Annotated in this window: 15 protein-coding genes and 2 pseudogenes; 4 read left to right on the top strand and 13 right to left on the bottom strand. The window is 51.9% G+C overall.

The window, feature by feature from the left end:
• Positions 1 to 311: 311 nt before the first annotated feature.
• The gene (locus tag ACQ4N7_RS12425; RefSeq protein WP_430711818.1) at positions 312 to 1,097 is read right to left on the bottom strand and encodes a transglutaminase family protein; all 786 of its coding nucleotides are present in this window, start codon (positions 1,095 to 1,097) and stop codon (positions 312 to 314) included.
• Between the two features lie 164 nt (positions 1,098 to 1,261).
• Positions 1,262 to 2,032, bottom strand: coding sequence for a sterol desaturase family protein (locus ACQ4N7_RS12420; RefSeq protein WP_430711817.1), 771 nt, complete (start codon positions 2,030 to 2,032; stop codon positions 1,262 to 1,264).
• A gap of 283 nt (positions 2,033 to 2,315) precedes the next feature.
• Between ACQ4N7_RS12420 and ACQ4N7_RS12415 the strand changes: the two genes are divergently transcribed.
• The 4 genes from ACQ4N7_RS12415 (at position 2,316) to ACQ4N7_RS12400 (ending at position 5,846) form a co-directional block, all read left to right on the top strand.
• On the top strand, positions 2,316 to 3,566 hold the full coding sequence (locus ACQ4N7_RS12415; RefSeq protein ID WP_430711816.1) for an alpha/beta hydrolase fold domain-containing protein: 1,251 nt from the start codon (positions 2,316 to 2,318) through the stop codon (positions 3,564 to 3,566).
• Between the two features lie 400 nt (positions 3,567 to 3,966).
• Positions 3,967 to 4,374 (top strand): hypothetical protein, encoded by a 408-nt coding sequence (locus tag ACQ4N7_RS12410; protein ID WP_430711815.1) that lies wholly within the window; start codon positions 3,967 to 3,969, stop codon positions 4,372 to 4,374.
• A 153-nt stretch (positions 4,375 to 4,527) separates the two neighbouring features.
• Positions 4,528 to 5,112: a hypothetical protein gene (locus ACQ4N7_RS12405; RefSeq protein WP_430711814.1), complete on the top strand. Its 585-nt coding sequence runs from the start codon at positions 4,528 to 4,530 to the stop codon at positions 5,110 to 5,112.
• A gap of 269 nt (positions 5,113 to 5,381) precedes the next feature.
• The gene (locus ACQ4N7_RS12400; protein ID WP_430711813.1) at positions 5,382 to 5,846 is read left to right on the top strand and encodes a hypothetical protein; all 465 of its coding nucleotides are present in this window, start codon (positions 5,382 to 5,384) and stop codon (positions 5,844 to 5,846) included.
• A gap of 45 nt (positions 5,847 to 5,891) precedes the next feature.
• Here the strand turns inward: ACQ4N7_RS12400 and ACQ4N7_RS12395 are convergent.
• From ACQ4N7_RS12395 to ACQ4N7_RS12345, 11 genes and pseudogenes are all read right to left on the bottom strand, one after another.
• A pseudogene (locus ACQ4N7_RS12395) lies at positions 5,892 to 6,200 on the bottom strand (transposase); the annotation flags it as partial.
• A 91-nt stretch (positions 6,201 to 6,291) separates the two neighbouring features.
• A complete protein-coding gene (locus ACQ4N7_RS12390) occupies positions 6,292 to 6,636 on the bottom strand; it encodes an FAD-dependent oxidoreductase (protein WP_430711812.1) in 345 nt (114 codons plus the stop codon).
• A gap of 29 nt (positions 6,637 to 6,665) precedes the next feature.
• Positions 6,666 to 6,890 (bottom strand): FAD-dependent oxidoreductase, encoded by a 225-nt coding sequence (locus ACQ4N7_RS12385; protein WP_430711811.1) that lies wholly within the window; start codon positions 6,888 to 6,890, stop codon positions 6,666 to 6,668.
• Between the two features lie 171 nt (positions 6,891 to 7,061).
• Positions 7,062 to 7,973 carry an SDR family NAD(P)-dependent oxidoreductase gene (locus tag ACQ4N7_RS12380; RefSeq protein WP_430711810.1) on the bottom strand — a complete coding sequence of 304 codons (912 nt, stop codon included), beginning with the start codon at positions 7,971 to 7,973 and terminating at the stop codon, positions 7,062 to 7,064.
• Positions 7,974 to 8,247: 274 nt separating this feature from the next.
• Positions 8,248 to 8,595, bottom strand: coding sequence for a DUF302 domain-containing protein (locus tag ACQ4N7_RS12375; protein WP_430711809.1), 348 nt, complete (start codon positions 8,593 to 8,595; stop codon positions 8,248 to 8,250).
• Between the two features lie 347 nt (positions 8,596 to 8,942).
• Complete coding sequence (locus ACQ4N7_RS12370) at positions 8,943 to 9,590, bottom strand: cysteine hydrolase (RefSeq protein ID WP_430711808.1); 648 nt, start codon at positions 9,588 to 9,590, stop codon at positions 8,943 to 8,945.
• Positions 9,591 to 9,753: 163 nt separating this feature from the next.
• On the bottom strand, positions 9,754 to 10,857 hold the full coding sequence (locus tag ACQ4N7_RS12365; protein ID WP_430711807.1) for a Gfo/Idh/MocA family protein: 1,104 nt from the start codon (positions 10,855 to 10,857) through the stop codon (positions 9,754 to 9,756).
• Positions 10,858 to 10,869: 12 nt separating this feature from the next.
• Entirely contained in the window at positions 10,870 to 11,895 is a 1,026-nt protein-coding gene (locus ACQ4N7_RS12360) for a zinc-binding dehydrogenase (protein ID WP_430711892.1), read from the bottom strand.
• Between the two features lie 16 nt (positions 11,896 to 11,911).
• On the bottom strand, positions 11,912 to 12,424 hold the full coding sequence (locus ACQ4N7_RS12355; protein WP_430711806.1) for a nuclear transport factor 2 family protein: 513 nt from the start codon (positions 12,422 to 12,424) through the stop codon (positions 11,912 to 11,914).
• Between the two features lie 76 nt (positions 12,425 to 12,500).
• Positions 12,501 to 12,614, bottom strand: a pseudogene (locus ACQ4N7_RS12350) (oxidoreductase); the annotation flags it as partial.
• 157 nt (positions 12,615 to 12,771) lie between these two features.
• Complete coding sequence (locus tag ACQ4N7_RS12345) at positions 12,772 to 13,752, bottom strand: zinc-dependent alcohol dehydrogenase family protein (protein ID WP_430711805.1); 981 nt, start codon at positions 13,750 to 13,752, stop codon at positions 12,772 to 12,774.
• Positions 13,753 to 13,848 lie beyond the last annotated feature (96 nt).

Raw genomic sequence — 13,848 nt, 5'->3', positions numbered from 1 at the left:
CCTAAGCTATGGTTTTCGCTGCTATAACGCCGATTAAATTGTTAAAAAAGTTTGGATATACCACAAGTCTTTAGCTGCAAATTCCTGCGTATGCTTCAGTAGGTTAGGGGGCACTTTGGCTGTGGGCACCTATCAAAAGATAGAGGCAAAAAGCAAATTTCAAATGATTTTGAAAAAGAAAAATAATGGCCACTGTCGAATAAGACTGTGTCATTTCGATAAAACCGTCGGCAAAATTTTTGCGGCGAATGAATCTAGCTAGAGCTTTTTTACTGGAGAACAATAAGCACTTATTAATACTGACTAATTGGCTACTGTTGAGCTGGTTCTACCCAAACCCTCATCTCGGTCAACTGGAGGGGACCAAACTGGGTAGCCAGGGCAACATCGGCGGCATCTCGACCGTAGGCGATCGCAATTCGGTTGCCTCGGGGCGTGGACTGGGTGGGGTCAAAGGTATACCAGCGATCGCCCACAAACGCTTCAAACCAGGCGTGCATATCCATCGGGTCGAGCTGGTAGAAGTAGCCCACCACCATCCGGGCCGGGATGCTCAGACTGCGGCAGAGGGCCATACCTAAATGCACAAAATCACGGCAGACGCCGACGCGAGTTTTTTCAGTGTCTATCGCAGAGGTAGAGGCGTCGCTGGTGTCGTAGCGGTACTCAATGTGGGTATGAATCCAGTGGCGAATGGCTTCTACCTGGTCGTAGGCGGGCTCAATATCGCCAACGATCTGGCTGGCCAGTTGAGCTAGCAAATCAGCCTGGCAGTAGCGGCTGGGCAGGAGAAACTGCAGCACGTAGTCGGGCAGATCTTGCACGGGCACAAACGCCGCTCCGGGCTGAACATCGATCGCATCGGCGGTGTCAACCGTCACGGTACTCCTGATTCGCAGCTCACCCGCTGGCGCTACCAGCCGCTGGCACAGGTTGCCGTAGCTATCGATGTAGTCGGTCATCGGCACCGGGGGTTCTAGCTGGCAGTTTGCATGAACAACCTGCTGAGCCGCCCCACTGCGCGGTTGCAGCATCAGGATGAGCGGAGCAGGCTCGGTCGTTTCGTACAAAAGCTCGCACCCCGCACTTAGTCGCATGGTCTCTCCAGCAGCACAGTACAATCGCGATCAGGGCAGAGGGTTGCCGCGATCGCCCAGCCAGCGCCCAATCAGTCGATGGCTAGTTAGAGTATGGCGGGTTTTAAGGATTTTCGTCCGCTGCCGTTCCCAACCAGCGCGGGCAGTGGCAAAGACCGGGCAGGCTAGTGGCGATCGGGGCGATCGGCCACAGGGTGATTGAGCATCTGCACGTACCTAGGATCTTGGGTGCCCAGCAGCCGATCCCAAAAGGTAAAGTACAGCCCGTAGTGCAGGGTATATCTGAGGTGGTGCACCGAATGGTGAGCTGGGCCAATCACCCACCGCCCCAGCCAGTGGTGCGGAAACACCGTCGGCAGGCGATCGGGGCCGAGGTGGTTGAGTACGGCCCACAGGGTCATGGTGATCATCACAGCGATGACGGTGATGATGTGCAGCGGCAGCACGAAGACAATACCGACTAAAAAGAGGGCCTGAACGACGGCTTCTAGGGGGTCAAAGGCGAAGGATGTCCAGGGGGTGGGATAGCGCGATCGGTGGTGTCCCTGGTGCAGCCAGGCAAACAGCTTGGGGTGATGAAACAGCCGATGGGTGAAATAAAAGTAGGTATCTTGCAGCACTAGCGCGGCGGCGTAGCTGACCCCCAAATACCACAGCCCATAGTCTTGCGGATTGACGTAGAGACGGGTTGCGCCCTCCTGGTAAGCGGAGAGCACGAAGGCGGCGGCCAGGGCAAACACCACCGCCGCGATCGCAGAAAGCTTGATGTCGTGCCAGATTGTCCGCCAGGATGGCGACTGACATCTGGGGCGACGAAACGCTCGACCGATTGGCGAATAAAAAAACCAGTAGGTAAGCCCCGCCACGAGAAAGTAGCGGCACAGAATGATTCCCCACAGGGCGATGCTGTAAAACTCAAAGGAGCGTTCTCTCAACCGCTTTAGGTCCTTACGTTGCTCTTAACTAGTGCCTCTTACTAGTGCATAATGCAGCAATTTTCCTGGAGGTGGGCGCAAATTCTCTCGCTAGAGAGGGGGCGGTCGAGTTTGAACTGGCCTGGGCGGGCGATCGTAATGGTTTGTCTGCCAGCCTCAGCTATGCCCTGCAACCCGCTGATTGTGTGGTGAAGTGAGGCCATTGCTTGAGCCGCTGATTGAAAGTATGGCCATTCCCCTCCAGACTGGGATCATCTGCGGTCCTTAATTGCGAGAAAACCCTATGCCTGCCGCCCGGCGCACCGCTCAGCAGCGGCCAATTCTATGGTTTGCCCGTGGCGCTCAGGCCTTGGCCTGGCTTTTGGTCGGCGTCAGTCTCGGCCTAAGCCTTTGGATTGTGGTGCCAGCCCCCACCCGATGGCTGCTGCCGCTGGGCGTGGGGGCACCAGAGGTTAGCCCCTGGCTGGCAGGCCTGAGTGCGATCGCCGCCGTAGCCGTCTGGCTCACCCAGCGCTGGGCCAAAACAGCCGCGATTGCCCTGGGCCTTTGCGCGATCGCCTTGCTCCTGAGCCTGCTGCCGCTGATGCAGGTCACTGGCACCAGCAATGCGATCGCGGCAGAAATGCGGGCCGTTTTGGGGTCAGACTACCTGGCTCAAATTCCGCCTTCGCTCCAAAAAAAGCTGCGACCTCAGCCGTTTCGACTCTGGGATGTCTTTGGCAGCATTGACCCTGTCCCCGAGCCGCTGGCGATCCAGCGAGGGCTGGTGTTTGCCGCTCCGGCTGGCGTACCGCTGCGGCTCAATGTCTACCGGCCATCGGCAGCGAGCACTTACCCCACCTTGGTAGTCATCTACGGCGGCGCGTGGCAGGGGGGCAGCCCCGACAGCCACGAAACCTTTAGCCGCTACATGGCGGCCCAGGGCTATACCGTGGTCGCGATCGACTACCGCCATGCGCCGCAGTATCCCTTTCCCGCTCAAATTGAGGACGTGCGCGCGGCCCTCACCTACCTGAAAAGCCACGGGGCCGAGCTGGGTGCCGACCCCAGCCGCCTGGCCATCATGGGCCGATCGGCCGGGGCACAGCTGGCCGCGATCGCCGCCTACCAACAGCCCTCCATTCTGCCGATTCGAGCCGTGATCAACTATTACGGCCCGGTAGACTTGACCGCAGGCTACGACGATCCCCCGGTTCCAGACCCCATTGATACCCGCGCCGTACTCAGAGCTTTTTTGGGCGGCACCCCCGACCAAAAGCCCAGCCTGTACCGCCAGGCATCGCCCATCAACTATGTTCAGCCCGGCTTGCCCCCCACCCTGCTGGTGTATGCGGGGCGCGATCATTTAGTGCAGGCCAAATATGGCCACCAGCTGTACCGCCAGCTTCAGGTCACCGGCAATCAAGCCGTTTGGCTTAAGCTCCCGTGGTCTGAACATGCTTTTGACATTCTGTTTAGCGGCGTCGGCAATCAGATAGCCCTTTACTACACCGAACGTTTTTTAGCCTGGGCGCTCTATGCCAGCCCTATGTAGATCAGCCCAACTCACAGGCCTGACAACCTCTTAAGTCAGCTTTAACGTTTTGCTCTGATTCATAAATTTAGCCTACTCCAACGGTCTATCTAACAGTTTCCATAAATACCTGGCCTCAGAGGTGGTTTTCCTCTTCTTCGTTGTGTGTGACTGCTTCTGGGGACTGGGTCTATCTGGAGGAGGACGTTAGATTTAGCGCTTTTGCTTACGCTACTGAAATTGGAGAGTTAGCAAACTCGCTTTGTGCCCTGTGAGAAATAGTTTCTGCAAGAAGTGGCTGATATCGTTCTCGTAGACAGGGTTTTGCCTGCATAGGAGGCAACCTTCTTTGCGGATTAAACTCTGGCGATCGACGACCCGTTAACCTCCAATCTATTTTCTTTTTTGGAAGGATAAAATCATGGCAGACCGTACGTTTTATGCCTCGCTAAAAGCTATTGCCAAACGCCTTTCTGTGCTGTTGGTGAGTGTAATGGTGCTGTTTGGCTTTTCCCAAACTGCGGCGCTGGCAAATCCGACGCTGCCAGAATTGGGATCTAACTCCAGCGCCCTAGTCGCACTAGCAGCATCGTCTCGCTTTGCTGCCGAAGCCGCGTTTAACGGCGAAGAACCAAAAATTTCTGAATCGAGACTTGAGGAAATGCGCGAACAGCGTCGCAAGTGGCAGAGTGAAGTATCAGCCAATGCCGACACAGAAATTGAGGCAGAAGGTTCAGTTGGTGAAAAGGTTAAAGACAAGCTCAATTTAGAAGAAATTACTCAAGAGAACGAAATCGTAGACGATTTGACCCCTCCCTACAATCAATAAGGCAACGGCCTAGGCCGAGAAGATTTGGCTCTGCTGGGCTGAACTCGGCTGAATGAAGCTATAGCCCCCCGCTTCTCTCCCGATTTTGGGATGTCAAGCGGGGGGCTAACCTGTCAAGGTGTAGTTAGCCGATATCAAAAGTTTCGTTTTTTCATGATTTTTCAGTTTCATTTTTTTACTCTTCGCGCTGCGATCGCGGCTGTAGCCGTTAGTTCAACCGTAATAACGGGGACAACCTTGATCGCAGATAGGGCAGTTGCTCTGCCCGGCGCTGCGATTGCCCAAGCCGCTGTCATTCCGGCCAGCAGCGTGCAGCAAGAAACCCTGTACCTCAACACCGATCGCACGTATTCTTATAACCTCACCGTTGAACAGGGCGTGACCGTAAATGGTCTATATCTGCCCCCCGGTGCAGAAATTCAGGGGCAGTACGTACCCGCCGAGGGTGGGCTACGCTACGACGCTAGCTCGGTGGTTGTGGACGGGCGCAGCTATCCTCTCAACGCTTCATCTAGCGTCATTGAGGACATCAAAGACCCCCGCGATACCACCGTTGGTTCAATCGCCGAAGACGCAGGGATTGGCGCTGCCGGTGGCCTGGTTTTGGGTGAAATTTTGGGCGATGCTGGACTAGGGGCTATTGTCGGCGGTGCGGCGGCGGGTGCAGCAACCGGCAATCTTACCGCCGATCGCGTGGTCGTAGTGGAGCCTAACACGACTATCGATCTATATCTATAGGTTGATCCATGAGTTGAGAATTAGGGGCGATCGCAGAGCGTCGCCAAAGCTCAACGTGCGCTGTGAACAATCCACTTAAAACTAAAGCATAACAACGTCTCTATTGCCCGACTGATGATAGAGAGCCATTTCCTTCGACTGATGGACGGCTTATAAATTCATCTTTCTAACAATAGAGACAGCACACTAACAAGGAAGGTTTAAACACCATGTCTACAGTATCAAAATCTAATCCTGCGGGACGAGGGCTATCAATTTTAGGCAATAGCTTGCTGCTGCTGTCGGTGCTAGGGGTCGCCAAAGTAAATGCCGAAACCACGCCCGCAGTTCAGCCTTTTGAGCCTGCTTTCGCTAATACCAATCTGCTCGCCCAGACGACAGACACCCTGCCGCCACTGCGCGCTCGCTTAACCCCCAGGGGATCGATTGCGCCAGTTCGTGGAGAAGTAACCATCACCCTGCGAAATATGGGTGCCTCTGAAATCACCTATGAGGCGATCGCCGCTACCGATCCACGTACCCTGGCCAGTGGCGAAGAGGTGGTTTTGTCTGGTCTCAGCGCTCCCACCACGATCGCTTTTTATGAAAAGGATGGCGGGTTAACTCAGGCTACGATCTCAGATCTTGCCGCCCGAGATGACGCCTTCACGGTTGAATTTACTCAAGCACCTACTTTAAGTGAAGACGATAATTCTATCGTTTTGCTAGAGTCTGGCACCATTTTCTTAATGTAGAAATTGCTGAGTTAACACCTAACAAGAGAGGACTTGGCTTAGCTCTCAGTACAGGGACAAAAGTTGAAGCGCCTGATTAAACTCAGTGGTGCGCAACGTGAGATCGCAGCAGATACGCCGCAGGAAATCACAACCAAGGCAGAACAGGCTCTTGGTCCTGCGGCCATGAGACTTCAGTGGAATCGGCTGCTGCTGGTGTTGCCAGAGCCCGGTGAGCATGGCCAACGCCAGCAGCGCTATCAACTTACTGAAGCGCTCAGCGTGGCAGAAATGGGTCGATTCAAGGTTAAAGCCCCAACTTTTCAACGCCGCAAAGAGGGTTTCAATGCCCCACCGTAAGCGGTAGTCGGCAAGTTATGTCTTAGCCACAGCCGAAAAGGCATAGCTTTGGGCAGCAGCAAAAAGCCCATTCGAGATATTGTCAAATCTGGTGTATGGCTAGAAGCTAGGCGGCATCCTGCATCTGGGCAAACTCCAGCCCAATGTAACCGCTGCCCAGCACGATCAGGTGCTCAGGTAACTGTTCCAGTTCCATGATTGACTCGCTGGTCAAAAAACCGGCCTCTTTCAGCCCCGGCACCGATGGAATCAGCGGTCGTGTCCCCGTATTGATGAAGATTCGCTCGGCGGTAAGGTGTCGAATAGCGCCCTCCGCCGTTGCCACTCCGATGGTTTTAGGAGCCACAAACCGACCCAGGCCAATAATCAGTTCGTGACCTAGAGCCGTTTCCAGATTGTGCAAATTGATCGCCCGCAGCGACTGCACCACCGATCGCTTGCGCTCAACCACGCGGCTAAATCAACGATGGGGGCATCCGCTTAAACGCCATAGGCTGCGCTGTGGCGCATGGTGTGAGCAACCGCTGCACTCGCCACTATCGTTTTGGTCGGAATACAGGCTACGTTGATGCATCCGCCCCCAATCATGCTTAGACTGCGTTCTACTAGAGCAACGTTGCGGCCACTTGCAACCAATGCGGGAGCCAGCGTTTTACCCGCTTTGCCGCCGCCGATAATAATGTCGTCGTAATATTCAATGCCCACGGCTCACTCCTCTGGGTAGGATAATCGAACGATAGTATTGTCAACTTACTGATCGCAAAAGCTGAGAAAGCCTGACATAGCTGCTTTGGGTTATTGCGTGAGCAAAAAGTCTAAATTAACTGACCATTCAACCACGCGATAGTCATGTGTCTCCTATTCAAATTAATCAGTTCAAGCGAGCATTAAAAGCGATTCTGCCCAGAGGCGATCAGCGTTTTCTGGGTTGAGGGCGTAAGGAGCAACGCCAGTGTAGTCTTTGGTTCGTCGAGTCACGATCGCGGCTTCGTTGCAGTCTTCAAAATAACGCCCGCCGATGCCCTCTAGCAGTGGAGAGGTTGCGAGCAGCACTGATGTAGCAGCGCCCTGAGCCGGAGTTTTTTGTCGCTCTGGCGGGGTCTGAATACTGCCGACATGGCGCTGGAGGTTGGTGGCGATCGCTCCCGGCATCAACGCATTGGCAGTAATGCCATCCCTAAACCAGCGCACAGTAGCGCCTACAGCAAAAAGAATACTGGCGGTCTTAGATTGTCCATAGGCTAACCACGGATCGTAGGGGCGAAAGGCAAAATGGATGTCGTCAAAGACAACTGGCGATAGCAAATGTCCGCTAGAACTGACGGATACAATACGGGCCGCCCCAGCCTCCGCCAGTGCATCATGAAGTCCGAGAGCTAGGGCAAAGTGGCCGAGATAGTTAGTGGCAAACTGCATTTCCCAACCCTCAGGGGTGTACTGTTCGGGCAATGCCATTACCCCTGCGTTATTAACTAGGATGTGCAGCGGGCCATACCACGCGGCAATAAACGCGGCAATAGAGGCTTGGTCAGCCAAATCAAGAGGGGCAACATGAATATTCTCATTCCCTGTGGTGGTGGTGATATCAGCCGCTGTCGTCGCCCCGGCAGCAGTGTTACGTACCGCCAGAGTAACTTCAGCTCCAGTTTGAGCCAGTGCCCGTGCCGTCTCAATGCCAATCCCTGAAGCGGCCCCCGTGACGATCGCTCGTTTGCCAGAAAGATTGTTTCCTTCTACTACTTCAGCGGCAGTGGAATGCCGCCCAAATGGTGTTGTGATCTGTGCCATTAGATCCTCTTTTCAAATATTGGGTTATTCTGTTTGCTATTATTTGATATCAGCAGATAAAGCTCACCACGTGTGGGATTTGCGATCGCTCAAAGCTCTATCACAGGTTTCTAAATCAATGAATAAGTTGAGTTTTGAATGCTGTATTGGGCGGGAATAGCTTGACTGGTAGAACTTTCCTTGATTAAATCGGTGGCTTTTTCGACCTACTAATCGATAAAGAGCGCTTAGAGAAACGCCTGATGAATTAATGGCGCAATCACCGCAATATTTTTCACTGCTCATCCGATAGCGAGAACCACTGCTGTAGGTAAAGGAAATCGTTGTAGCTCAGCCATACGTTACCGTTCGCCGCTTCCCAGGCCAGTACTTTTAGGGGTAATTCGGGGGCGATCGCTGGTTCTGCGACCATTAATGGCGTCCCTGTCTGGGGGCTACCGCATAACAATAGCTGGGTCGGGTGCAGGCTTAACTCAAGTTTTTCAGCTTCTATCTTTTGATCAATGCGGGCAAAAATAGTGATGCCTTTTGCCTGTAAAACAGTGACCAGGCGATCGAGGGTTTCAGACACTGAATACGGACTGGGCTGATTAATAATGCCGTTAATTTCAGTCAAAACCATAGCGTTACTCCCCAGGTGAATGGCCCGGAGGGATACCTGTATTCGGTACAGGTGGATAGGTCGGAGATGGTTCAAAGGGGCTATCGTTCCTTCTGGGAGGGGATAAAACTGTTTGGCTCTCTACATGAGCAGACTCATCATGCGCCCCACCGACAACGTGCGAAAGATCTTCAGCATTGAGTAATTCTTCGAGTGCCAATTCAGTTTGGTTTTCTGCTACCTCACGACTGGGATTTCTTATTTCTGAGCTAGTACCTTTGAGATTCTGTCGTTTGCTGGGAGATGGATTGGGACATTTTTTATTCATGGTTTCTTCATTGATGATAAAGTTTAAATTTCTGCGATGCTTAGGCTAGGGCTTTGAGAACGTCGTCTGTAGACAAAACGGCGTTAGCAAGATAGCCAAAGTTGATCAACGCAGCCTTATAGCCATCGCCCAGCTCTGGATGATGGGGAGCAGCTGTTGCATCCTTAACGATGAGTACCTCAAAGCCCTGTTCGATTAAGTCTCGCAGGTGAGCTTCAACACAAAGATTTGCCAGCATTCCTAGCAGAATGACTTTGCTGATATTGCGCTTTCGCAGCTGCAAAACAAGATCGTTAGTCTGCGGTCCGTAAACTTTATGAGGACTCACGACGATCGTCTTGCCATCCTCAATGAACGGTTTGTAGCGATCGAGCCAATCAGCACCCGATCCTAAGAAACCGTCAAGGCTCAACGCGCCCTTGCGATCGAACTCTTTGATATCTAGCATCATGTGCTCTACAGTTCCAGCAAAGTTCCAGCCATAATCGGTGGGATAGTAGTAGTGGGGAGAGATAAAAACCTCAAAGTCATTTTGCTTTGCGGCTTTAAAGATGCGCTCAATGTTCTCAACGGTTTTGTTCTCCTTCACACTGTTGCCCACTAAGTGCCAGGAAACTCCCTTTTCACTTAAAACATCGTTTTGTGGGTCAATTACAACTACGGCGGTATCATTCTTGTTGATATTCATGCCATGTCTCCTTAATTGCTGATGTTCATAGTTTTCTAGACTAAAACTCACCTGAAATAGCTAATTTTTCTTTTGTGATATCGGCTGAATCGGAAATCAAAAAAAAGACAATGCTGTTTCTTGTAATTGACAGACAGCCCTTAGTCGATCTGTCGCGGCAATTCTAGAGGTGCTGCCTATTACCTGTTGCAGCCGATTGTTCAACTGCAAAAATAAGACGGTGTAACTTGACAGCATCTGCAAATGTAGGTACTGTTTTTGTCCCATTTTTAAGGTCGGCAGCGAGCAGGGCGTAGTTACTAGCAACAGTCGTTGCCATAATTTCAAGGTCTGCATCTACCGTCTTGTAGTTTTGCGGCATTTTGATATCTTGCACAGCGGCGGCTTTACCTTGAGCACCTTGAACCTTTGTTTCACCCAGTCCAGGATATCCAAGCGAACTAGTAAGGATTAGATCGCCCTGCGTTCCATTAATTTCCAATCTGAAATTGCTGCCACGTGATAACCCTCCTCGAAAATGGGCAGAAATCACAGAACCGCTTTTCATCTTGCCGCTAACGGCAATTTGATCTGGCGTTTCGATCGCCACGATCGCTTCTGTTTCAATAATTTGTGCAGTCTTTCTCCGACTATCTAAGGTTGCCACCACCTCAATGATGCCCGAGTCCAGCATGTAGCTGACAGTATCGATTACATGGGCAAAGGCAACATTTATCATGCCAGCGCCATTCTTCGAATTCAACGTGTAAACAAATTGTTCAGGAATCATGGCTCCGCCGATCATCCCCGAACCAATTAGTGAAACGGACAGAACCTCACCAACGTAGCCGTCACGAATTAAGTCCCGAATGAAATTCACCTCTGGCGTTGTGCGAGACTGTAATCCCACTACCGTCTGAACCTTATATTTTTGAGCGAGTTGCTCTAGTTCTACTGCCTCTTGCAGCCCGTTGCCTAAAGGCCATTCGCAATAAACCGATTTTCCAGACCGGATTGCGGCACTCACTAATTCAAAGTGATATGGCACTTTGACCGTAACGACAACCCAGTCCACATCCGGACAAGCCAATAGATCTTCGTGAAGTTGGAAGGCGTAAGGAACATTAAATTTGAGCGCTGCTTTGCTCGCGATATCTGGATCTAAATTCGTTAATGCAACAACTTCAAAGTCGGGTGATGCTTTCAATGCGGGTAGATGTGCGGTCATTGCCCATCCACGCGAAGGATGGACACCAATGATACCCACGCCGATTTTTCCGTTTTTCATCCTAACTCCTCATTATATTTCAATGACAACGCGCCCAATGATTTCACCAGCCTCTAGCGATCGCTGCGCTTCTGCTACTTGTTGCAGTGGAAAAATTCGGTCGAGGTGAACCTGCAATTGGCCGGCATCGACAAGTCGTGAAATTTCTTTCAAAACCTGCGTTTGGCGAAGTCGAAATTCATGGTTTTTAGACACTTGCGGCAGACCGATATTGACGAACTTGATGCTCAAATTTTTATATTCAGCCACGAGATTAGTCCCACTAGGCCAATCAGAGACGACTGTATTGACGAGCGTTCCATACGGCGCAACCAGGTCGATGCTGTTGGCAAAATTTTCATGACCAACGTAGTCAAACACAACATCTGCACCGTCTTTGCCTGTCCAGTTAATTAGCGCCTGCTTCACATTCTCTTTTTTATAGTCAATAAGCACTTCAGCGCCTAGTGCACGTACTAATTTTTCTTTTGCAGTACCAGTGACTGTCGTCGCCACACGTCCACCGCGATTTAACACCAGCTGAATGCTGATATGCCCGAGTCCACCAGCACCGCCATGTACCAATACAAAGTCCCCGGATTGTACGTTTGCGCGTTCGACTACTGCCTCCCATGCGGTTAGGGCGACGACGGGTAACGCTGCGGCTGTTACATAATCGATCGACTTCGGCTTGGGGGCTAGATAATGACTATTAACGACCTTATATTGCGCGTAGCTACCGTGTTTATCTGCGTAGCCGCCGTCGTAATACCACACTTCATCACCCGGCTTGATGTGCGTGACGCCTGTTCCCACTGCCTTAACGACGCCAACTCCGTCCATCCCCAGAATGCTAAAGCCCTGTTTCCCTTTCCCTGCTGCATAGGCAGGAACCCCGAACTTTCTGTTTTGACAATCGCCTGGATTAACGCCTGCCGCTTTGATTGCCACGAGTACATCGGTTGGATGCTCAATACGCGGCATATCGACTTCTGTGTAGGTCAACACCTCAGGACCGCCGGGTTTAGTCATAATGACCGCTTTCATTTTCGGCAACATTTTTTCCTTTTGCCGCTCAGGCAATAGTTAGAATGGTTCTTTTTAAGCTGAGTGTCGTGGTGAGCCAGCAGCCCTTCCTAAATTCGAGCGTTTCATAATAATGTCCAAATCCATGAAGCGTTTTGAAAAGCCCGTTTACATCTTCGGGATAAGTAATCCAGTCCTCCATTGACCAGATCGTTTGTGCTGTCGTTTCCGAAGTCAATTGAATTTCAGGGTTATGAACCTGATGGATAGTCTGAGCGTTGTCTAACATGGCTGCTGTTTGGTCAATAAAAATTTGAAGATCTGTAAATTGGTATAACAGCTCTCCTTGAACCCCATAAAAAGTAAGATTCACAGTCGGCGTAAATAAGTTTTTGAGGTTGTCCCACTGCTTCAAATCTATGAATCGGCAATAGCGTGCTTTGGCCTGACGAATGTCTTCAAGCGCTGTGAGTTGGTGAAGATTCATATTTTCTCCTTTTGCCAGGGTTCTTGATAATTCTAGGGCTAAAGCTCCATCCCAAAAATCCACGAAATCTGACATTGTTGATCGGATATCAGGCTTGCAAAATCCCTACTCAATCTTGGCAAAAAGCTGTTCGCTCTCTGCTTTTTACGTTTCAAATCTGCGCTATGCCGCTACCAAAAAATAGCTCAATGCCGTTGACAAAGCTGCTGCCGTCTGACGCGAGAAAAGCCACAGCTTTGGCCATCTCATCCAGTGTGCCGACTTTGATTGCACTACAAACACTGAACGTTAGAGTACCTTTGATTGATATGATCGAGGCATTCAGGATAATAGAAGCCCCACTGCGCCTTTACCCTATAGCTTGTTCATAAGCGTTGAGATTGCAAACAAGATTCGCAGTGAATGTGAGCTATAGATCTGGGCTACAAATCAATCACGATTTTGCTAATCGCTGTGCCTTGCTCCGCCGCTTCGTGGGCAGCCAGGGCTGTATCTAACGTGAACTGACGCGGATCAACCACCGGACGCAATAGATTCGCGTCTACCCACTGAGTCGCTTGACGCAAAATCTCCCCATGATGGGCGCGACCCATGCCCGTCAATAGCGGCAGCAGGACAAACACGCCAGAATACGTGGCCCCCTTCCGCGAAAGGGGCATCAGGGAATGGGCTCCCCAACCGTAGCTGCTGACGACGTGACCGTAGCGACAGACAGCCTGAAATGCGTCGTCCAACGTGGCGCTACCCACGGTGTCATAGACCACATCAAACCCCTGCCCGGCTGTAAACTGCTGCACAATCTGCTCGATCGCAGTGGTGCGATAGTCGATGGGCACAGCACCCAGCTGTTGCACTAAGTCATGTTTTGCCGCCGACGCGGTTGCAAACACAGTGGCACCCCGCGCCTTGGCAATTTGCACCGCAACATGGCCGACCCCGCCTGCCCCACCCAGCACCAGAACGGTTTGCCCCTGATGCACGTTTGCTCGATCAACCAGCCCTTCCCACGCGGTTAAAAACACGAGCGGTAGGGCAGCTGCCTCCCGCAAGGTCAGGTTGGCGGGTGCTTTGGCGAGCAGATCAGCATCGACCGCCGCAAATTCAGCCAATGAACCTTGCAGCCCACCCACGCCACCGGTTAGCCCATAGACGTGATCGCCAACCTGAAACGCGGTGACATTTCGCCCCACGGCTTCAACGATTCCAGCCAGATCAGTGCCCAATACGGCAGGGAGAACGGGCTTTGCATGGGGCGCTTTGCCGGTGCGGATTTTGCTGTCGAGCGGGTTAACGCCACTGGCCTTAATCCGGACTAAGACTTGATTGTCATCAGGCTCTGGTCGTGGGATCTCGGCGTTGCGAAATGACGCCGTTTGAAAATCATCGACAATCAACGCACGCATTGTTGATGATGCTTTCACGATTCAACTCCATATTTGTAGAGGACTCAGCCGAAACCTGACAACACAAAAGCTAGAGGTAGGTTGGGTGAAACGCAG

This window comes from Nodosilinea sp. AN01ver1 (genome assembly GCF_050565655.1).
In the GTDB taxonomy this organism is placed as follows: Bacteria; Cyanobacteriota; Cyanobacteriia; order Phormidesmidales; family Phormidesmidaceae; genus Nodosilinea.
Note: the sequence above shows the minus strand (reverse complement) of the source record. Positions and strands in the feature narration are given on the sequence as shown.